The sequence below is a fragment of the Streptomyces sp. NPDC025806 genome (assembly GCF_055558275.1).
Genome location: NZ_JBVHMU010000010.1, coordinates 67,830 through 83,456 on the forward strand (window position 1 = coordinate 67,830; position 15,627 = coordinate 83,456).

Annotated in this window: 15 protein-coding genes; 9 read left to right on the plus strand and 6 right to left on the minus strand. The window is 71.0% G+C overall.

The window, feature by feature from the left end; genetic code table 11:
• Positions 1-61 precede the first annotated feature (61 nt).
• Positions 62-1,546, plus strand: coding sequence for a GntP family permease (locus ACZ4E1_RS23170; protein ID WP_467542083.1), 1,485 nt, complete (start codon positions 62-64; stop codon positions 1,544-1,546).
• Positions 1,547-1,564: 18 nt separating this feature from the next.
• On the opposite strand, the gene ACZ4E1_RS23175 is transcribed toward ACZ4E1_RS23170, so the two are convergent.
• From ACZ4E1_RS23175 to ACZ4E1_RS23185, 3 genes are read right to left on the minus strand one after another with little or no spacing between them, the layout of a single operon-like run.
• Positions 1,565-1,933, minus strand: coding sequence for a hypothetical protein (locus ACZ4E1_RS23175; protein ID WP_467542085.1), 369 nt, complete (start codon positions 1,931-1,933; stop codon positions 1,565-1,567).
• Positions 1,933-3,195: an amidase domain-containing protein gene (locus ACZ4E1_RS23180; RefSeq protein ID WP_467542087.1), complete on the minus strand. Its 1,263-nt coding sequence runs from the start codon at positions 3,193-3,195 to the stop codon at positions 1,933-1,935. Before ACZ4E1_RS23180 ends, ACZ4E1_RS23175 begins: the two co-directional genes overlap by 1 nt.
• Position 3,196: 1 nt before the next feature.
• A complete protein-coding gene (locus tag ACZ4E1_RS23185; RefSeq protein ID WP_467542089.1) occupies positions 3,197-3,652 on the minus strand; it encodes a hypothetical protein in 456 nt (151 codons plus the stop codon).
• 127 nt (positions 3,653-3,779) lie between these two features.
• Here ACZ4E1_RS23185 and ACZ4E1_RS23190 point away from each other — a divergent pair, with 127 nt between their 5' ends.
• Together ACZ4E1_RS23190 and ACZ4E1_RS23195 are read left to right on the plus strand one after the other, a co-directional pair.
• A complete protein-coding gene (locus ACZ4E1_RS23190) occupies positions 3,780-4,364 on the plus strand; it encodes a hypothetical protein (RefSeq protein ID WP_467542091.1) in 585 nt (194 codons plus the stop codon).
• Between the two features lie 85 nt (positions 4,365-4,449).
• Positions 4,450-5,796 (plus strand): Nramp family divalent metal transporter, encoded by a 1,347-nt coding sequence (locus ACZ4E1_RS23195; RefSeq protein ID WP_467542093.1) that lies wholly within the window; start codon positions 4,450-4,452, stop codon positions 5,794-5,796.
• A gap of 9 nt (positions 5,797-5,805) precedes the next feature.
• On the opposite strand, the gene ACZ4E1_RS23200 is transcribed toward ACZ4E1_RS23195, so the two are convergent.
• Positions 5,806-6,345 carry a hypothetical protein gene (locus tag ACZ4E1_RS23200; RefSeq protein ID WP_467542095.1) on the minus strand — a complete coding sequence of 180 codons (540 nt, stop codon included), beginning with the start codon at positions 6,343-6,345 and terminating at the stop codon, positions 5,806-5,808.
• A gap of 150 nt (positions 6,346-6,495) precedes the next feature.
• Between ACZ4E1_RS23200 and ACZ4E1_RS23205 the strand changes: the two genes are divergently transcribed.
• Entirely contained in the window at positions 6,496-7,026 is a 531-nt protein-coding gene (locus ACZ4E1_RS23205; protein ID WP_467542097.1) for a PadR family transcriptional regulator, read from the plus strand.
• Here the strand turns inward: ACZ4E1_RS23205 and ACZ4E1_RS23210 are convergent.
• Positions 7,023-8,120, minus strand: coding sequence for a DUF1266 domain-containing protein (locus ACZ4E1_RS23210; protein WP_467542099.1), 1,098 nt, complete (start codon positions 8,118-8,120; stop codon positions 7,023-7,025). The two genes, ACZ4E1_RS23205 and ACZ4E1_RS23210, sit on opposite strands and share 4 nt — an antisense overlap.
• 221 nt (positions 8,121-8,341) lie before the next feature.
• Positions 8,342-9,391 carry a chitinase gene (locus ACZ4E1_RS23215; RefSeq protein ID WP_467542101.1) on the minus strand — a complete coding sequence of 350 codons (1,050 nt, stop codon included), beginning with the start codon at positions 9,389-9,391 and terminating at the stop codon, positions 8,342-8,344.
• A 310-nt stretch (positions 9,392-9,701) separates the two neighbouring features.
• Between ACZ4E1_RS23215 and ACZ4E1_RS23220 the strand changes: the two genes are divergently transcribed.
• The 5 genes from ACZ4E1_RS23220 to ACZ4E1_RS23240 all read left to right on the plus strand — a co-directional run bounded on the left by ACZ4E1_RS23220 (position 9,702) and on the right by ACZ4E1_RS23240 (position 15,602).
• On the plus strand, positions 9,702-10,646 hold the full coding sequence (locus ACZ4E1_RS23220) for a hypothetical protein (protein ID WP_467542103.1): 945 nt from the start codon (positions 9,702-9,704) through the stop codon (positions 10,644-10,646).
• A 70-nt stretch (positions 10,647-10,716) separates the two neighbouring features.
• Positions 10,717-11,445 (plus strand): Flp pilus assembly protein CpaB, encoded by a 729-nt coding sequence (gene cpaB, locus ACZ4E1_RS23225; protein ID WP_467542105.1) that lies wholly within the window; start codon positions 10,717-10,719, stop codon positions 11,443-11,445.
• Between the two features lie 697 nt (positions 11,446-12,142).
• On the plus strand, positions 12,143-13,738 hold the full coding sequence (locus tag ACZ4E1_RS23230) for an AAA family ATPase (RefSeq protein WP_467542107.1): 1,596 nt from the start codon (positions 12,143-12,145) through the stop codon (positions 13,736-13,738).
• Positions 13,739-13,881: 143 nt separating this feature from the next.
• A complete protein-coding gene (locus ACZ4E1_RS23235) occupies positions 13,882-14,220 on the plus strand; it encodes a TadE/TadG family type IV pilus assembly protein (RefSeq protein WP_467542109.1) in 339 nt (112 codons plus the stop codon).
• Complete coding sequence (locus ACZ4E1_RS23240) at positions 14,217-15,602, plus strand: CpaF family protein (RefSeq protein WP_467542112.1); 1,386 nt, start codon at positions 14,217-14,219, stop codon at positions 15,600-15,602. The genes ACZ4E1_RS23235 and ACZ4E1_RS23240 overlap by 4 nt, the downstream gene beginning before the upstream one ends.
• The last annotated feature ends 25 nt before the right edge of the window (positions 15,603-15,627 follow it).

Below are 15,627 nucleotides of genomic sequence, written 5' to 3' on the forward strand. Positions count from 1 at the left end.
GGCGCCGCACCACGACAGTCCCCCTTCCTGCTGAAAGCTTCATGCTCTTACGAGGTCCCACATGTCCCCGTTGTCCCCCCTCGCGGCCCCCGCCCCGGTCGCGCCCCCGCCCCACACCGGCGGGATCCTGCCCTTCATCCACGGCACCGCCGGCCTCCTGACGATCGCCGTCCTCGGCATCGTGCTGCTGCTCTTCCTGATCATCAAGGTGCGGCTGCAGCCCTTCGTGGCCCTCCTCGCGGTGTCCATAGCCGTCGGCCTCGGCGCCGGCCTCTCCGTCACCGAACTCTTCGGCACCGTCCAGCGCTCCGACGCCGTCTCCACCATCGAGACCGGCATGGGCGGCACCCTCGGACACGTCGCCATCATCATCGGCCTGGGCACCATGCTCGGCGCCGTCCTCGAAGTCTCCGGCGGCGCGGAAGTCCTCGCCTCCCGCCTGCTGAACCTCTTCGGCGAGAAGCGCGCCCCGCTCGCGATGGGCCTCACCGGCCTCATCTTCGGCATCCCCGTCTTCTTCGACGTCGGCATCTTCGTCCTCGCGCCGATCGTCTACGCGGCGGCCAAGCGCGGCGGCAAGTCGATCGTCCTGTACTGCATGCCGCTGCTCGCGGGTCTGTCCATGACCCACGCCTTCCTGCCCCCGCACCCCGGCCCCGTCGCCGCCGCGGGCCTGCTCAAGGTCGACCTCGGCTGGGTCATCCTCATGGGCATCGTGTGCGGTATCCCCGCCGTGCTCGCCGCCTGGGGCTGGGCCGCCTGGATCGGCAAGAGGATCTTCGTGCCCGTCCCGCACGACATGGTCGAGGCCGCCGAGGAGGCCAAGGCCGCCCTCGTCGCCGAGCAGCGCAAGGCCGGCGTCGAGCCCCACGAGAAGCCCGTCCCGCTCGGCATCGTCTTCGCGATCATCGGCACCCCGCTGGTGCTGATCCTGCTCGCCACGTTCTCCTCGATCGCCTTCGACCCCTCCACGGGCCGCTCGGTCATCGAGTTCTTCGGCCACCCCTTCGTGGCGCTGACGATCGCCCTGCTGCTCGCGTACTACCTGCTCGGCATCCGCCGCGGCTGGTCCCGCAAGTCCCTGGAGCAGGTCTCGACCGCCTCCCTGAAGCCGGTCGGCAACATCCTGCTCGTGGTCGGCGCCGGCGGCGTCTTCGGCGCGGTCCTCAAGGCGAGCGGCATCGCCCAGGCCCTCTCCGACACGTTCAACGACGTCGGCCTGCCGATCATCGTCCTGGCCTACCTGATCTCGCTCGTCCTGCGCGTCGCCCAGGGCTCGGCCACGGTCGCGATCGTCACGACGGCGGGCATCGTCGCCCCGCTGCTCAGCGAGGGGAACTACTCGCAGGCCTTCGTCGCCCTCGTCATCATGGCGATCTCGGCGGGCTCCATCTTCGCCTCGCACGTCAACGACGGCGGGTTCTGGATGGTCTCCAAGTACTTCGGGATCTCGGAGCGCGACACCCTGCGCACCTGGACCGTCCTGGAGTCGGTCCTGTCGGTGGCCGGTTTCGCGGTCGCCGCCGTGATCAGCCTGTTCGTGTAGAGCCGGCTCGGGGACGGCTCAGAGAAGGGCCAGCCCCGAGCAGCCCGTGCCGCCGGCCGGGTCGGGCGCGTACACCCAGTACAGCGCGAAGACCTGGACGGCGAGCAGCAGCACCGCCAGGCACACCACCGCCGCCCGCGCGCCGCCGAAGCGTGCGGTGCGGCGGACGGTGAGCAGCAGCGCCGCGACGCTGCACACGGGCCCCGCCCACGCGGTCACGTACATCCGCGTCGAGGGGCCCAGGTACACGCAGTCCTGGAACGTGTCCCCGTCGAAGGACAGGTGCGCGCCGAGCAGCACGGCCGACAGCGCGGTCAGGACCACGGCGGCCGTGAGGAGGCCGTCGCGGCGGGTCGGGGCGGCGGTGGGCTGGTTCATGGTGGTCATCAGTACCAGTCGGGGTTGGGGCGGACAATGCGGATGTTCTGCTGACCCTCGTGCTTCTCGGTGGCCTCGATCCGGCCTTCGAGGCTCACGTTCTGGTACGAGTCGCTGTGCTGGGTGTACTTGATCTCGCCGTCCGGCATCACGGCGGTGACGATCGCCGCGTGGTGCGTGTTGCCCTGCTCGATCGAGTCGTTGGGGCCCTGCTGCTCGTAGTAGATGATGTCGCCCGGCTTCACGTCGGCGGGCGCGATCTCCTCGCCGCCGTGCCGGAGCATGAAGTTCTGGTTGTTCTCGGCGGCGGTCCAGTTGTCCGAGTAGGCCAGTTTCTTGTCGACCCAGTCCCAGCCGCTCGGATTGCCGACCATCCAGCTGTCGTCGTCGGTGGTGCCGCCCCAGAACGACTCCTTCTGGTGCATGCCCGAGGCGAGCAGCGCGTTGGAGACGAAGTTGGTGCAGTTGTTGCCGAAGTCGGTCGGGTCGTCCTGGTCCCAGTGGTCGAGCGCGTACTGCACGAGCTTGACCCGGTCGTACTTGCCGTTGCCGCGCAGTTCCGTCTGGACGTCAGGCGGGATGCCGTCGAGGTTCGCGATGAGCGTCGGCTCGGCGAGCATCATGTCCTTCTGCTGCTTCGGCGTGAGGCCGTCCCACCACTGACGCACCGTCGTCGGGTCCTCGCCCACCGGGACGTCCGCGGCCATCATCTGCATCTGGACGTGCGAGGCGTGCGTCTGGAGCTCGTTGAGCGCCTTGCTCGGATCGGTGAGCGTCGTCTGCGCGCCGAGCTTGGCGAACTCGGTGGCCGCCAGCTTGTCGGCGGTCGTCACCTGCTCCACCGCCTGGTCGATGAGGTCCTTCACCTGCTGCCGGTAGGGGCCCATCTCCTCGGCCTCCGTCCGGTTGTGCACCGGCGGCCCGGTGATCGTCCCGTCGGCGCCGATCGTCAGGCCGTAGCTGTCGGCGAGCCGCACCGCCTCGCGCATCGTGCTGTGCGCGGTCTCGATCGCGGTGGTCACGCCGTCGGCGACCATGTTGACGGCGAGCAGGATGTCGTACGCGACCTCGAACTGGTCGGCCAGCGAGGCGAATTTGCCCGCGGCGGCCTTGCCGACCTCGTCGGTCCAGTTCTCGGCGAGCGGCTTGACCCCGTAGTCGCGCAGGTCCTTGGCCGCCTGGAGGGCGTACTTGGCCAGCGAGTGGAACTCGTCGGAGGCCGTCTTCCACTTCTCCGGGTGGGCGCTGTTGATGCCCTCGTAGGTGACCACGTCACGCCTTCCCGAGGTCGCGGACGGCGGCGTTCAGCCGGCGCTCCGCCTCGGCGTCCGCGCCGTCGAACCCGTTCGCCGAGTCTCTCAACTTGGCGCTCAGGTCGCCGAGTTGCTTGGCGAGGGACACCATGTGCTCCTCCCAGTTGAGGGCGCACACCTTGAGCTGTACGGAGCTCGTCCAGCCGTTGAACATGTGGTACGTGTACACGTCGTCGCTGCCGTCGAGGGAGTGGTCCAGGCGCGTCATGGCGTTCCGGGACAGCGTCTCGGTGTCGTTCGCGGCGCCGTGCACGCCCTTGGTCCTGATGTCGATGTCCGGCCGGCCGCCGCCGCCCCCGTCGGGCGCCAGCTGGTTGAGCCGCATCTGCGTCGGCGCTGCGGCGGGCCCGGCCTCGCCGTTGCGGTGCCGCTCGGCCGCCGCGGCCTTGAGCTCTTCCCACTCGTCCCATGCCATGCGCGTTCGACCCCCGTCTCGCACTGCCCGAGTCGCCGAAGGTAACAGAGCACGGTAATGCGCACGTCAAATAACGAGGTGGGCCCGGAGGGAGCGCCGCACAGCCTCGTCCGCCATACTTCGGCCCGTGGAGCAGCGTATGGAGAGCCAGAAGGTCACGCCCGTCACCGGTGCCGGTTTCGACCCGGCGTACGTCCCCGGCCTGACGTCTCCCGTCCCGGAGACGGCAGTCGAGGACGCGGTCACGGGATCCGACGAGCCGTCGGAGGAGGTGACGCAGGACGCGGTGCCCGAGGACTCGGCGCCCGAGGCGAAGGCCGAGGCCGAGTCGGACGCGGAGCCGGAGGCCGACGCCGAGCCGGAATCGGCATCGGCATCGGAGACCGAGCCCGAGGAGACTGAGCAGCCCGAGAAGCCGGAGGCCGCGGTGGCCGACGGTGACGGTCCGGTGCTGGAGGCGAAGGACCGCCGCGGCTCGATCACCGTCGACGCGACCGGCGTCCGCTTCACGCTCGACGACCAGGAGGCGGACTTCACCTGGGACGAGATCAGCGCGGTCGAGGTCGGCACGGCCCGCAAGCGTCTGCTCGTGACGGTCCACACGCCCAACAGCCGCTGGTACCCGAACGATGTCGAGGCCCCCGACAAGGCCCGCCTCCAGGAGTGGACCGAGACCCTCGACAAGGCGCTGGACGCGTACTTCGAGGACTGAGCCCGGGACCACCGACCCACCACGTTCGGGCCGATTCCTGCCCAACCCCTTGTCCGCCACGGATCTTTACGCACCCTTGGTGTTCATGGCGGACACCACGGGAACACCAGGAACTCCAGGACCCCCAGGAATCGACTCCACGGCCCACGACCCCGTCGGGCCCCGCAAGTCCAGTTGGCGCCACATCGGCCCCGGCATCGTCGTCGCCGCGACCGGCGTCGGGGCGGGCGACCTCGTCGCGACCCTGATCGCCGGCAGCAACTTCGGCTACACCCTGCTGTGGGCGGCGGTCGTCGGCTGTCTCGTCAAGATCAGCCTCGCGGAGGCGTGCGGCCGCTGGCATCTGGCCACCGGCCGCACCCTGTTCGACGGCTGGGCGAGCCTCGGCCGCTGGACCACGTGGTTCTTCGCGGTCTACGTGATCGTGTGGGGCTTCGTCTACGGCGCCGCCGCGATGTCGTCCAGCGCGCTGCCGCTCCAGGCGCTGTTCCCCGACGTGTTCCCGGCCGACTGGTCGATCAAGCCGTGGGCGATCCTGTGCGGCCTCATCGGTCTGGCCTTCGTCTGGTTCAACAAGTACGCGGTGTTCGAGAAGGTCATGACCGTCCTGGTCGGCGTCATGTTCGTGGTGACGGTGTACCTGGCGATCCGGGTCACCCCGAACCTGGCCGACGCCTTCGCGGGCCTGCTCCCCGTCGTCCCCGACGAGAAGGACTCGATCCTCAACACGCTCGGTCTGATCGGCGGCGTCGGCGGCACCATCACCCTGGCCGCGTACGGGTACTGGGTCAACGCGAAGGGCTGGTCGGACACGAGCTGGATGAAGGTCATGCGGCTCGACAACCGCGTCGCCTACCTCACCACCGGCATCTTCGTCGTGGCGATGCTCTTCGTCGGCGCCGAGCTGCTGCACTCCTCGAACATCGCGATCTCGTCGGGCGACAAGGGCCTCGTCGACCTGTCGAAGATCCTGGAGGCGCGGTACGGCACGGCGACCGCCAAGCTCTTCCTGGTCGGCTTCTTCGCCACGTCCTTCACCTCGCTCATCGGCGTCTGGCACGGCGTGAGCCTGATGTTCGCCGACTTCGCCGAGCGGTACCGCCGTGCGCGGACCCGGGGCGTCGAAGTCCCGCGCGGCGACCGGGAGAAGGGCTGGCCCTTCCGCGCCTACCTGCTCTGGCTGACCTTCCCCCCGATCGTCCTGCTCTTCCAGGGCCAGCCCTTCCGCCTGGTCATCCTCTACGGGGTCCTGGGCGCCGCCTTCATGCCGTTCCTGGCGCTGACCCTGATCTGGCTGCTCAACTCCTCGCGCACGCCCTCGGACTGGCGCAACGGCAAGCTGAGCAACGGCATGCTGGCGGTCGCGGGCCTGCTCTTCGTGGTCCTGTGCGTGCAGCAGATCTGGGACCAGCCCTGGTCGGACTTCTTCTGACCGCTCGTACTAACCGTTCCGGGCCATGGCGCGGGCCCGGGCGATGTCCGGATAGCGCACCGTGAACAGGATCGGCAGGGCCACGCACAGCACGGTCAGCACCGTGCGCCCCACGCTGTCGTGCGGCTGGGCGTGCCGCAGCCAGGCCGTGCCGATCCCGCTCACCGTGAAGGAGGCGGCCCACACGGCGCTGATCACGACGTTGACCTTGTGGAACACGGGATTGCCCCACAGCTCACGCGGCACCTGGGTCCGGGCGATGCCGAGCGTGAACGGCCGCCCCACCCCGAGCGACCCCCAGGCGACGAGCGCGAACCAGAGAGACGACCCGGCCGACGCGTAGTGCTCGATGAGACCGGAGTCCGGGGCGGCGAACGCGGCGACGGCGCACCCGGCGAAGTACACGGCGGCGCTGACCTCGATCACGAGCGCGTCCCACCCTCGCCCGGCCCGCCGCTGCGCCCCCGCGAGCCCCACGGCGAGCGCGAGCCCGACGAGCAGCGCCCACCGGACGTCGATGGTGCCGATCAGCAGACTGACGGTGATCAAAGGCAGAAAGCTACGCAGATAGGCCACAGGTTCCCCCGAACAAGAAGCGCGAACAAGAGACGCTCACGACATTCCATAACTGACATGTCAAAGTTAGAACCTCCACTCTCGACATGTCAACACTGGAATATCAAAGCTATGCTGCCTGGCATGAGCCTTCGACACGCACTCCTCGGCCTGCTCACGGACGGCCCGGCGAGCGGCTACGACCTGCTCGGCACGTTCCGCACGAGCCTCGAGAACGTCTGGCCGGCCACCCAGAGCCAGATCTACACGGACCTCACCAAGCTCGACGCGGCCGGCCTGATCCGGGTCGCCGAGGAGGGCCCGCGGGGCCGGAAGACCTACGAGATCACCGACGAGGGCCGCGCCGAACTGCGCCACTGGCTCCTGGAGACGGCCCCCGAGGGCTACCGCCGCAACGACATCCTGCTCCGCGTCTTCCTCCTCGGCGCGGTCGAACCGGAGGAGGCCCGCGGCTTCCTCCGCACCCGCGCCACCTCCGCCACCGCCCGCCTGACCGCCCTCCAGGCCTTCGACGACTCGATGGACTGGGGCGACGACCCCCTGTCGCTCTACGGCCGCCTGACCCTGGAGTGGGGCAAGCGGTTCATGGCGATGCAGGTGGAGTGGGCGCGGTGGGCGGAGAAGGAGATCGCGGCGCTGGAGTCGTCGTCCTAGGTGAACGGGATGTTCAGCCAGGGACTGCCGGGGTCCTCCGTGAGGATCTTGTGGGCCGTGACCATGTTCCCGTACCAGTCGCCGAACTCCTCGTCGTCGAAGTGCAGGGCCCGGCCCAGGATGTAGCCCGCCGAGAAGTCCTGCCAGGAACTGTGCGAGAGCCGGGCCGCGTGGCTCGTTCTCAGGACGGCCGCTTCCGCCTCCTGGAGAGTGCCGAAGCGGGCGCCGAGGCCCCAGCGGGCCATCTTCGAGGCGCGGCCCAGGTCCCAGGCGTCGACGGAGGTGACGTGACGGCCCTCGGCGAGTACACCGTCGGCGCGCATCCGGGCCTCGTACCGGGTGATGCGGCCGATGAGGCGCTGGACGCCTTCGACGCGGGCGGCGGTCTCGGCCTCCGGGCGGGGCTCGGTGCGGGTCACGCCGTTCTCGTCGAGGGTGGTGTGTCCGGCGGCGTTGTGCCGCATCACGGTCTCCGCGGCCTGCCGCCAGTACGCCGGGTCGACGTGCCCGCCGAAGTCGCGGGCGATCGTGCGGCGCAGGCCCAGGGCGAAGTCCCACACCGGGCTGTGCGACTCGGCGGAGATCAGGCCTTCCAGGGTCGAGAGCCACTTCTCCCGTGTGGTCATGCCCCACCATTCGCGCAGCCGCCTGCGCTCACGGACGTAGCCCGTGCCGTGCCAGGCCATCGCGTTCCACAGCGAGCCGTTGGCCACGCACAGGAGCGCCCCGCAGGCCAGCCCGTGGGCGACGTCGCCGTGCAGAGGGCCGCCGACGCGGAGTGTGTTCAGGCGCATGCGGGTCTCCTCGTCGCCGGCGGCCAGGGCGGCCCGGCCCCAGTCCGTGGTGTGCGGCGGGCCGACGGGCAGTGAGACCTCGCAGGGCGAGCCGGCGTTGACGGTGAGCAGGGGCGGATCGGAGGGCTCCCACACGTGGGCGATCCAGTGCAGCGTCTTGCGGGCGAACACCAGGTGCTGGTCGGGCACCGGCAGCATCCCCGCGGTGAAGACCTCCCAGCGGCGGTTGGGGGCGTGCGGGCCGTGGAAGAGCGGGGCGATCGCGCCCGGGCGGGCGTCGTGGGCGGCCCGGTCGATCACGAAGTACAGCGGCGTCCGCGCCAGCGTCTCGTAGTACGCGGCCCAGTCGCCCCGCGCCTTCGCCTCGTACAGCGCCTGCTCCGTGGAGGTGGGCGCGGTCCAGGGCGGCGGCGTTGCGAAAGCTGCGGGGGCGGGCCGAAGGTCATGCCCGACACATTAAGGAAGCGGTGCCTGGGCCGCGCCGCCGGGGGAGCGGCGGCGCGGCCCGGTTCCGGGGGGGGTCAGAGGGTGTGGACGTGTGGGGCGACCGTCGAGGACCAAGCGTTGCCGGACGCCGCGTCCCAGTTCGTGGACCAGGTCATCGCGCCCCGCAGGCCCGGGTAGGTCCGCGGCGGCTTGAAGGAGCCGCAGTTCGTCGCCTTGGTCAGGCAGTCGAGGGCGTCGTTGACCACGCCGGGGGATACGTAGCCGCCGCCCGCCGCGTTCACGGACGCCGGGACGCCGATGCCGACCTGCGACGGGTCGAGGCCGCCCTCCAGCTGGACGCAGGCGAGCGCGGTGAGGAAGTCGACCGTGCCCTGGCTGTAGACCTTGCCGTCGCAGCCCAGCATCGAACCGCTGTTGTAGTACTGCATGTTGACGACCGTGAGGATGTCCTTCACGGCCAGGGCCGTCTTGAAGTACTCCCCGGACGGGGACTGCATGTCGATGGTCTGGGGGGCCATCGTGAGGACGAAGCCGGAACCGGCGTCCGCGGCGATCGTCTTCAGGGCCTGCGCCATGTACGTGGAGTTCAGCCCGTTCTCGAGGTCGATGTCGACGCCGTCGAAGCCGTACTCGGTCATGAGGGACGTGACGGACCGTGCGAAGTTCGCCGCGGAGGCCGCGTCGTCGACGGCCACCGTGCCGTTCTGGCCGCCGATGGAGATGACGACCGACGTGCCCGCCGCCTGCTTCGCCTTGATGTCGGCCTTGAAGGCGTCCTCCGTGTACCCGCCGAGGCCGGCCGAGTCGAGGGTGAAGTCGACCGCGCCCGGTGTGGCTCCGGCGTCGGCGAAGGCCACGGCGACGATGTCGTACGCGTCCGGCACGTCGGCCAGGGTCTGCACCGTCGCCCCGTTGTCGAAGTTCTGCCAGTAGCCGGTGACGGCGTGCGCGGGGACCGCGGTGGCCGACGCGTCGGCGGGCGTGGCCTCGGCGGACGTGGTGACGAGCCCGGTGGCCGTCAGGGCGACCGCCGCGAGCACGCCGGTGAGCAGGCCTGTTCGGGACCTTTTCCGCCGCCGGTGAGCGGGCGCCTGAGGCGCTCCTTTTCGATCGGTACGGGTCATTTTCTGCCTCCGTGTGGGGGGATTGCTTCCCGGGCCCCGAGGGGCTCGCGGCGTGGAGCGCGAGCGAAGTGGGGCTGGAGCGCGGGGAGTTGAGGAGGTGGAGCGTGCGGCTGCCGCGGGTCCAAAATGGTCCAGACCAATAAGGATGTCAAGAGTCCGAACGGCGCTTCCTCGCCAACCCGGGCCGATCACTGTGTGAACAGTGCGAATAGGGGTGTTGGTGGACGCCCGCGTGGATATGGTGCTCGGACAAGCACACCGCAGCGCACCGCGGTGTCCGGAGGAGGCCAGGACGACCGGGGGGATTCGCGTGCCGACCGCCATAGCCGTCACCGATCCCGACCTCGTGCTCGGCTCGCCCGACCGGCACACCCCGACCGCCGCCGTGCTGCCCGTGGGCGCCGCCCGGGACGCGTATCCGCTCGACCGCGCGATCGGCGACGTACACGCCCTGATCGAGGCGCACGGCTATGTGATCGTGCTCTGTCCGGAATCCGCCCCGGACGCGGTCCTCCACCGACTGCATTCGATCCGCTCCGTGCTGGAGACCGACCGGATGGCGATTCTGCGGCCCGAACTGCCCCCGCTCGGCCTCGCCGTCCTCGCCCTCCAACTGCGGCAGCTCTCCATCTGCGACTTCAGCCCCGGCGTCCTCGCCTCCGCCGGACGGCTCCTCGCGCACTACGTCCACGCGGGCGCCGTCGTCGGATCCGTCGCCAAGCTGGACCGCGTCCCCGTCTCGCTGCGCGCCCACACCAAGTCCTGGTCCCCGAGCGCCCAGTTCGCCGTCGTCGCCTCGCCGCAGCCGCAGGTGCTGCGCGTCACCGGCCCCGACACCGTCCCGACCGGCCCCTCCTTCGGTACGCGGCTCTACTACGCGGCCGGGGCGCAGCCCGCCGACTGGGTCACCGGCACGCTCGCCGCCGCGTGGCGCGTCCAGAGCGCGATCGAGACGCGGCTGCCCGCCGAGTCACCGCGCTGGTGGGCCACCGGGAAGCCCGGCAGCCCCGGCAAGATGGTCGAGTTCGCCGCCGCGATCCCCGACATCTCCGTGCTCTACCAGCTCGTCTCGTCCGTGAAGCGCGAGGACTGCCGCTGGTGCGGGCTCGAACTCATCGGGGACCGCTGCGGGTTCTGCGCCGCACGCCTGGCTGCCGACGCGCCGCCCGAACCGTACGGCGGGGCCGGGCGGCCCGTGCTCGCGCCGGCCGGTGCCGGTGCGGGGCGGGCGGCGCTCCCTCGCGCCGGGCATTGACCCGCGCCCCGCATCCCGTCCGATTCCGTCCGTCCCCCTTCAACTCGACTTCGACGAGGTTGTCCGGTCCATGAATTCACGTCAGCGTCGCGGCGTCATCCTCCTGGTCGTCTCGGCCCTGTGCGCCCTCGGCGCGTTCGCCGGGGTCCTCGCGGTGATCCGTGACGTGAACTCCAAGGTGGGGCCGGAGAAGACGGCGTACCGGCTCAAGGCGGACGTGGCGCCGTACAAGGAGCTCACCGCCGACCAGTTCGAGAAGATCGAGATGCCGAAGCGGTGGCTGTCCGGCACGGCCGTCACCGACCTGCGCACGATCCGCGGCAAGATCGCCGTCACGCAGCTCAAGAAGGGATCCCTGCTGCAGAGCGACATGGTCGTCGACCGGCCCGAACTCAAGCCGGGGCAGCAGGAGATCGCCATCATGATCGACGCGGAGACCGGCGTCGCGGGGAAGATCGACCCCGGGTCGAAGGTCAACATCTACGCCACCTTCAAGGCCGAGAACGACAAGCAGAAGGACCAGTCGAAGGTCATCGTCGAGAACGCGGAGGTTCTCGACGTGGGCAAGCTGACGCCCATCGATCAGCAGGGGGCGGGGGCCTCCGGCGGGGACCGGAGTTCTGTGCGGCGGCAGGGGGAGGCCGTGCCGATCACCTTTGCGCTGGGGGCGGCGGATGCGCAGCGGGTCGCCTACGCGGAGTCTTTTGCGACCCACGTCCGGCTCGCCCGGGTCGCGCCCGGCGGGGACGGTGCCATCGCGCCCGGGGACCGGTCCTACACGCTCGACGAGGACAAGTGATGGCGCGGGGTGTTGTGATGCGGGGTTCGGCGTCGCGCCGTAGCGGGACCCTCGTACGTCGCCGGGTGCGCGTCTCGTCGTGGCTGGTCGCGCAGTTCCCCGCGCCCCTGGAGGCGCACTCCGTGCGCCGCCGGGGCCGTTGGTCGCGTCCCGCGACGGAGTCGCTGATCGGGCACAGCCCCGCGGCCCTTGGGGGGCGCCTTCGTGCAGCCCTGATCCCACCCACCCGCCCCCTCCGGGGGCGTTCGGCCCGGCGCCTGGCCTCTGTCGGCACCGCTGCCCCGGGTAGGTGTTCCGGTCGACCCCGCCTTGGGCAGTCTGCAGCCTGGGGCGGCACGGGTGGGCAAGGCGGCACCCAGGTGCCGGGTGCGCGATTCATCGGGGCTCGGCTCAAGCGCCGCCGCCGTAGGGGTCCAGCGCCATCGCCGAGTGCCGCGCCGTCGTGGCTGGTCGCGCAGTTCCCCGCGCCCCTGAAGGCGCACTCCGTGCGCCCCCAGGGCCGCTGGTCGCGCCCCGCGAGGGATTCGCTGAGGGGACACAGCTCCGCGCCCCTGAAGGCGCACCCCGCGACGGAGTCGCTGATTGGACACAGCCCCGCGACGGAGTCGCTGATCGGATACAGCCCCGCGACGGAGTTGCCGGCCGGGGCGTACAGCCTCGTGTCCCTCGTGGGGCGCGTTGACGAAGGGGGGCGGGGATGAGTGCTACCCGGATTCTTGTTGCCGTGGGGGAGCCGGAGGCGGGGCGCGCGCTCATCACGCTGCTCTCCCAGCTGCCCGACACCGAGCCCGCCCCACCCGTCCCCGATTCCACCGCCCTGCTGGACACCCTGGCCCGCCTGGCCGCCGAGTCGATCGACGAACTGCCCGAGGTCGTCCTCGTACACGAACGGGTCGGCCCCGTCCCCGCCCTGGACCTGATCCGCGACCTCGTCCTGCGCTTCCCCGCGGTCGGCGTCGTCCTGGTCACCGCCGACACCAGCCCCGCCCTGCTGACCGCCGCGATGGACAGCGGAGCGCGCGGCATCGTCGCGTTCCCGCTCGGCTACGACGCCCTCGCCGAGCGCGTCCAGGCCGCCGCCTCCTGGTCCTCCGGCATGCGCCGCCACCTCGCCGGAGGCGCCGGCACCGGTCACGAACTGCTGCCCGCCACCGGCGCCGGCCGCGTCGTCACCGTCACCGGCGCGAAGGGCGGCGTCGGCACCAGCCTCGTCGCCGTCCAACTGGCCCTGGCCGCCCGCGCCTCCGGCCGCAGCGTCGCGCTGCTCGACCTCGACCTCCAGTCCGGCGACATCGCCTCGTACCTGGACGTCCAGTTCCGCCGCTCCGTCGCCGACCTCGCCGCGATCCACGACATCACCCCGCGCGTCCTCGCCGACGCCGTCTTCACCCACGAGACCGGCATCGACCTCCTCCTCGCCCCCGCCGAAGGCGAACGCGGCGAGGAGGTCACCGACCGCGTGGCCCGCCAGGTCGTCCACGCCCTGCGCGCCCGCTACGAGGTCGTGGTCGTCGACTGCGGCACCCAGCTCGGCGCCGCGAACGCCGCCGCGATCGAACTCGCCGACCAGGCCGCCCTCCTGGTCACCCCGGACGTCGTCGCGGTCCGCGCGGCCAAGCGCATGGTCCGCCTCTGGGACCGCCTCCAGATCCGCAAGGCCGAGGAGACGGTCACCGTCGTCAACCGCGACGCCCGCGCCGCCGAGATCCAGGCGACCCTCGTCGAGCGCGTCACCGGCACCCGCACCGCCCGCACCACGATCCCCGCCGCCTACAAGGAACTCCAGGCCGCCGTCGACGCCGGCCGGATGCAGGACCTCGACAACCGTTCCACGGTCAAGCAGGCCATCTGGACCCTGGCCGCCGAGCTCGACCTGGTCGCGACCCAGGCCCCCGAGCCCGGCCGCCGTGGCCGCCGCCGCGCCGACAAGGGCGCCGTCACCCTCGAGTTCGCGGCGATGTTCCCGCTGGTCCTCGTCGTGATGGGCCTGCTCTGGCAGTGCGTCCTGTACGGCTACACGTACTCCCTCGCCGGAAACGCCGCCGACGAGGCCGCCCGAGCCGCCACCGCGGCGTACGCCACCGCCGGTGACGGCCAGGGCGCCTGCGCCGCAGCGGGCCGCGAGAACCTCCCCTCGGCCTGGAACGGAGCCGAGATCGCCTGCGCCGACGACGGCACCGTCGTCCACGCCACGGTCCGGGTCGACGTCCCCCTCTTCTTCCCCGGCATCAACCCCGGCTGGTCGGTAACGGGCGAGGCAGGCGCCGCGACAGAGAAAGCCCCGGACCAGTGAAGTCGGCGCGTCCCTGGGGCGCACGAAGTGCGCCTTCAGGGGCGCGGGGAACTGCGCGACCAGCCACGACGAACCGTGAGTCGCGCTCCGGACAAGTCAGCCCCACGGCGAACAGGCGCCCCCAAGGCGACCGAGGCGTCTCCATGTTGGAGTTCGCCGGCTTCCTCCCCTTCCTCCTGATCATCGGCATGGCCGCAATCCAACTCGGCCTAGTGGGCTACGGCGCCAACCAAGCCGGCTCCGCAGCCCGCGCAGCCGCCCGCGCCGAATCCCTGGAACCCGGCACCGGCCAGACCGCCGCGACAGCCAGCACCAGCACCTGGCTGCACCCCCGCGCCGCCGTCGCCCCCGGAGACACCGTCCAGGCCACCGTCACCGTCCACGTCCCCGCGGTCATCCCCCTCTTCGACGGCTGGGACCTGCACCGCACCGCGACCATGCCCAACGACCGGACCGACCGGACCGACAGGAGCGAACCATGAGCCTGCGTTCCCGCGTGGCGGCGACCCAGCCCCAGGGCACCGCCCCCGGCACGGACCCGTCCCGCGACGACAGCCTGGTCGCCGTCTACCGCGCCAAGCTCCTCGAAGAGATCGACCTCGCCGAGATGTCGTCCCTCCAGGCCGCGGACCGCCGCGTCCGCCTGGAGCGCGTCCTCGGCCACATCATCAGCCGCGAGGGCCCCGTCCTCAGCTCCACGGAGCGCACGCAGCTGATCCGACGCGTGGTCGACGAGGCCCTCGGCCTGGGCATCCTCGAACCTCTCCTCGCGGACGCCTCCGTCACCGAGATCATGGTCAACGGCCCCGACGCGATCTTCGTGGAGCGCGCCGGCCGCGTCGAACAGCTCCCGCTGCGCTTCGCCTCCGCCGAGCAGCTCATGCAGACCATCGAGCGCATCGTGTCGACCGTGAACCGCCGCGTCGACGAGTCGAACCCGATGGTCGACGCCCGCCTCCCCACCGGCGAACGCGTCAACGTGATCATCCCGCCGCTCGCCCTGACCGGCGCCACCCTCACGATCCGCCGCTTCCCGCGCGCGTACAGCCTCACCGAACTCATCGAACTGGGCTCCCTCGACGAGCACATGCTGATGCTGCTCGCGGCCTGCGTCCGCGCCCGCTTCAACATCATCGTCAGCGGCGGCACCGGCTCCGGAAAGACGACGCTCCTCAACGCCCTCTCCGCGCTGATCCCGCCCCACGAGCGCATCATCACCATCGAGGACTCCGCCGAACTCCAGCTTCAGCAGGACCACGTGATCCGCCTGGAGTCGAGGCCCCCGAACGTGGAGGGCAAGGGCCAGGTCACCATCCGCGACCTCGTCCGCAACAGCCTGCGCATGCGCCCCGACCGCATCATCGTCGGCGAGGTCCGCGGCGGCGAGACGCTCGACATGCTCCAGGCGATGTCCACCGGCCACGACGGCTCCCTCGCCACCGTCCACGCCAACACCGCCGAGGACGCCCTCACCCGCCTCCAGACCCTCGGCTCGATGTCCGAGGTCGACGTCCCCTTCGAGGCCCTGCGCGACCAGATCAACTCGGCCGTCGACGTCATCGTCCAGCTGACCCGGCACGCCGACGGTTCCCGCCGCATCACCGAGATCGCCCTGCTCGTCTCGCACGGCCGCGAACAGTTCACGATCAACACGGTCACCCGCTTCGCCGCCCAGCCCTTCCTCCCCACCGGCCTGGCGTCCGACGCCACCGGGCAGGACAGGCGCGTCCACGGCTACTACGAGCATCTGCCGCTGCCGCGCCGGGTCGCCGACCGCCTGTACGTGGCGGGGGAGTCCGTCCCGCCCGGCTTCGGGGTCGTCGAGGTCGCCGATGTACGCAACACCAGGGAGGCCACCGGATGACCGGCCGGCACACCGTTCCCGGAAG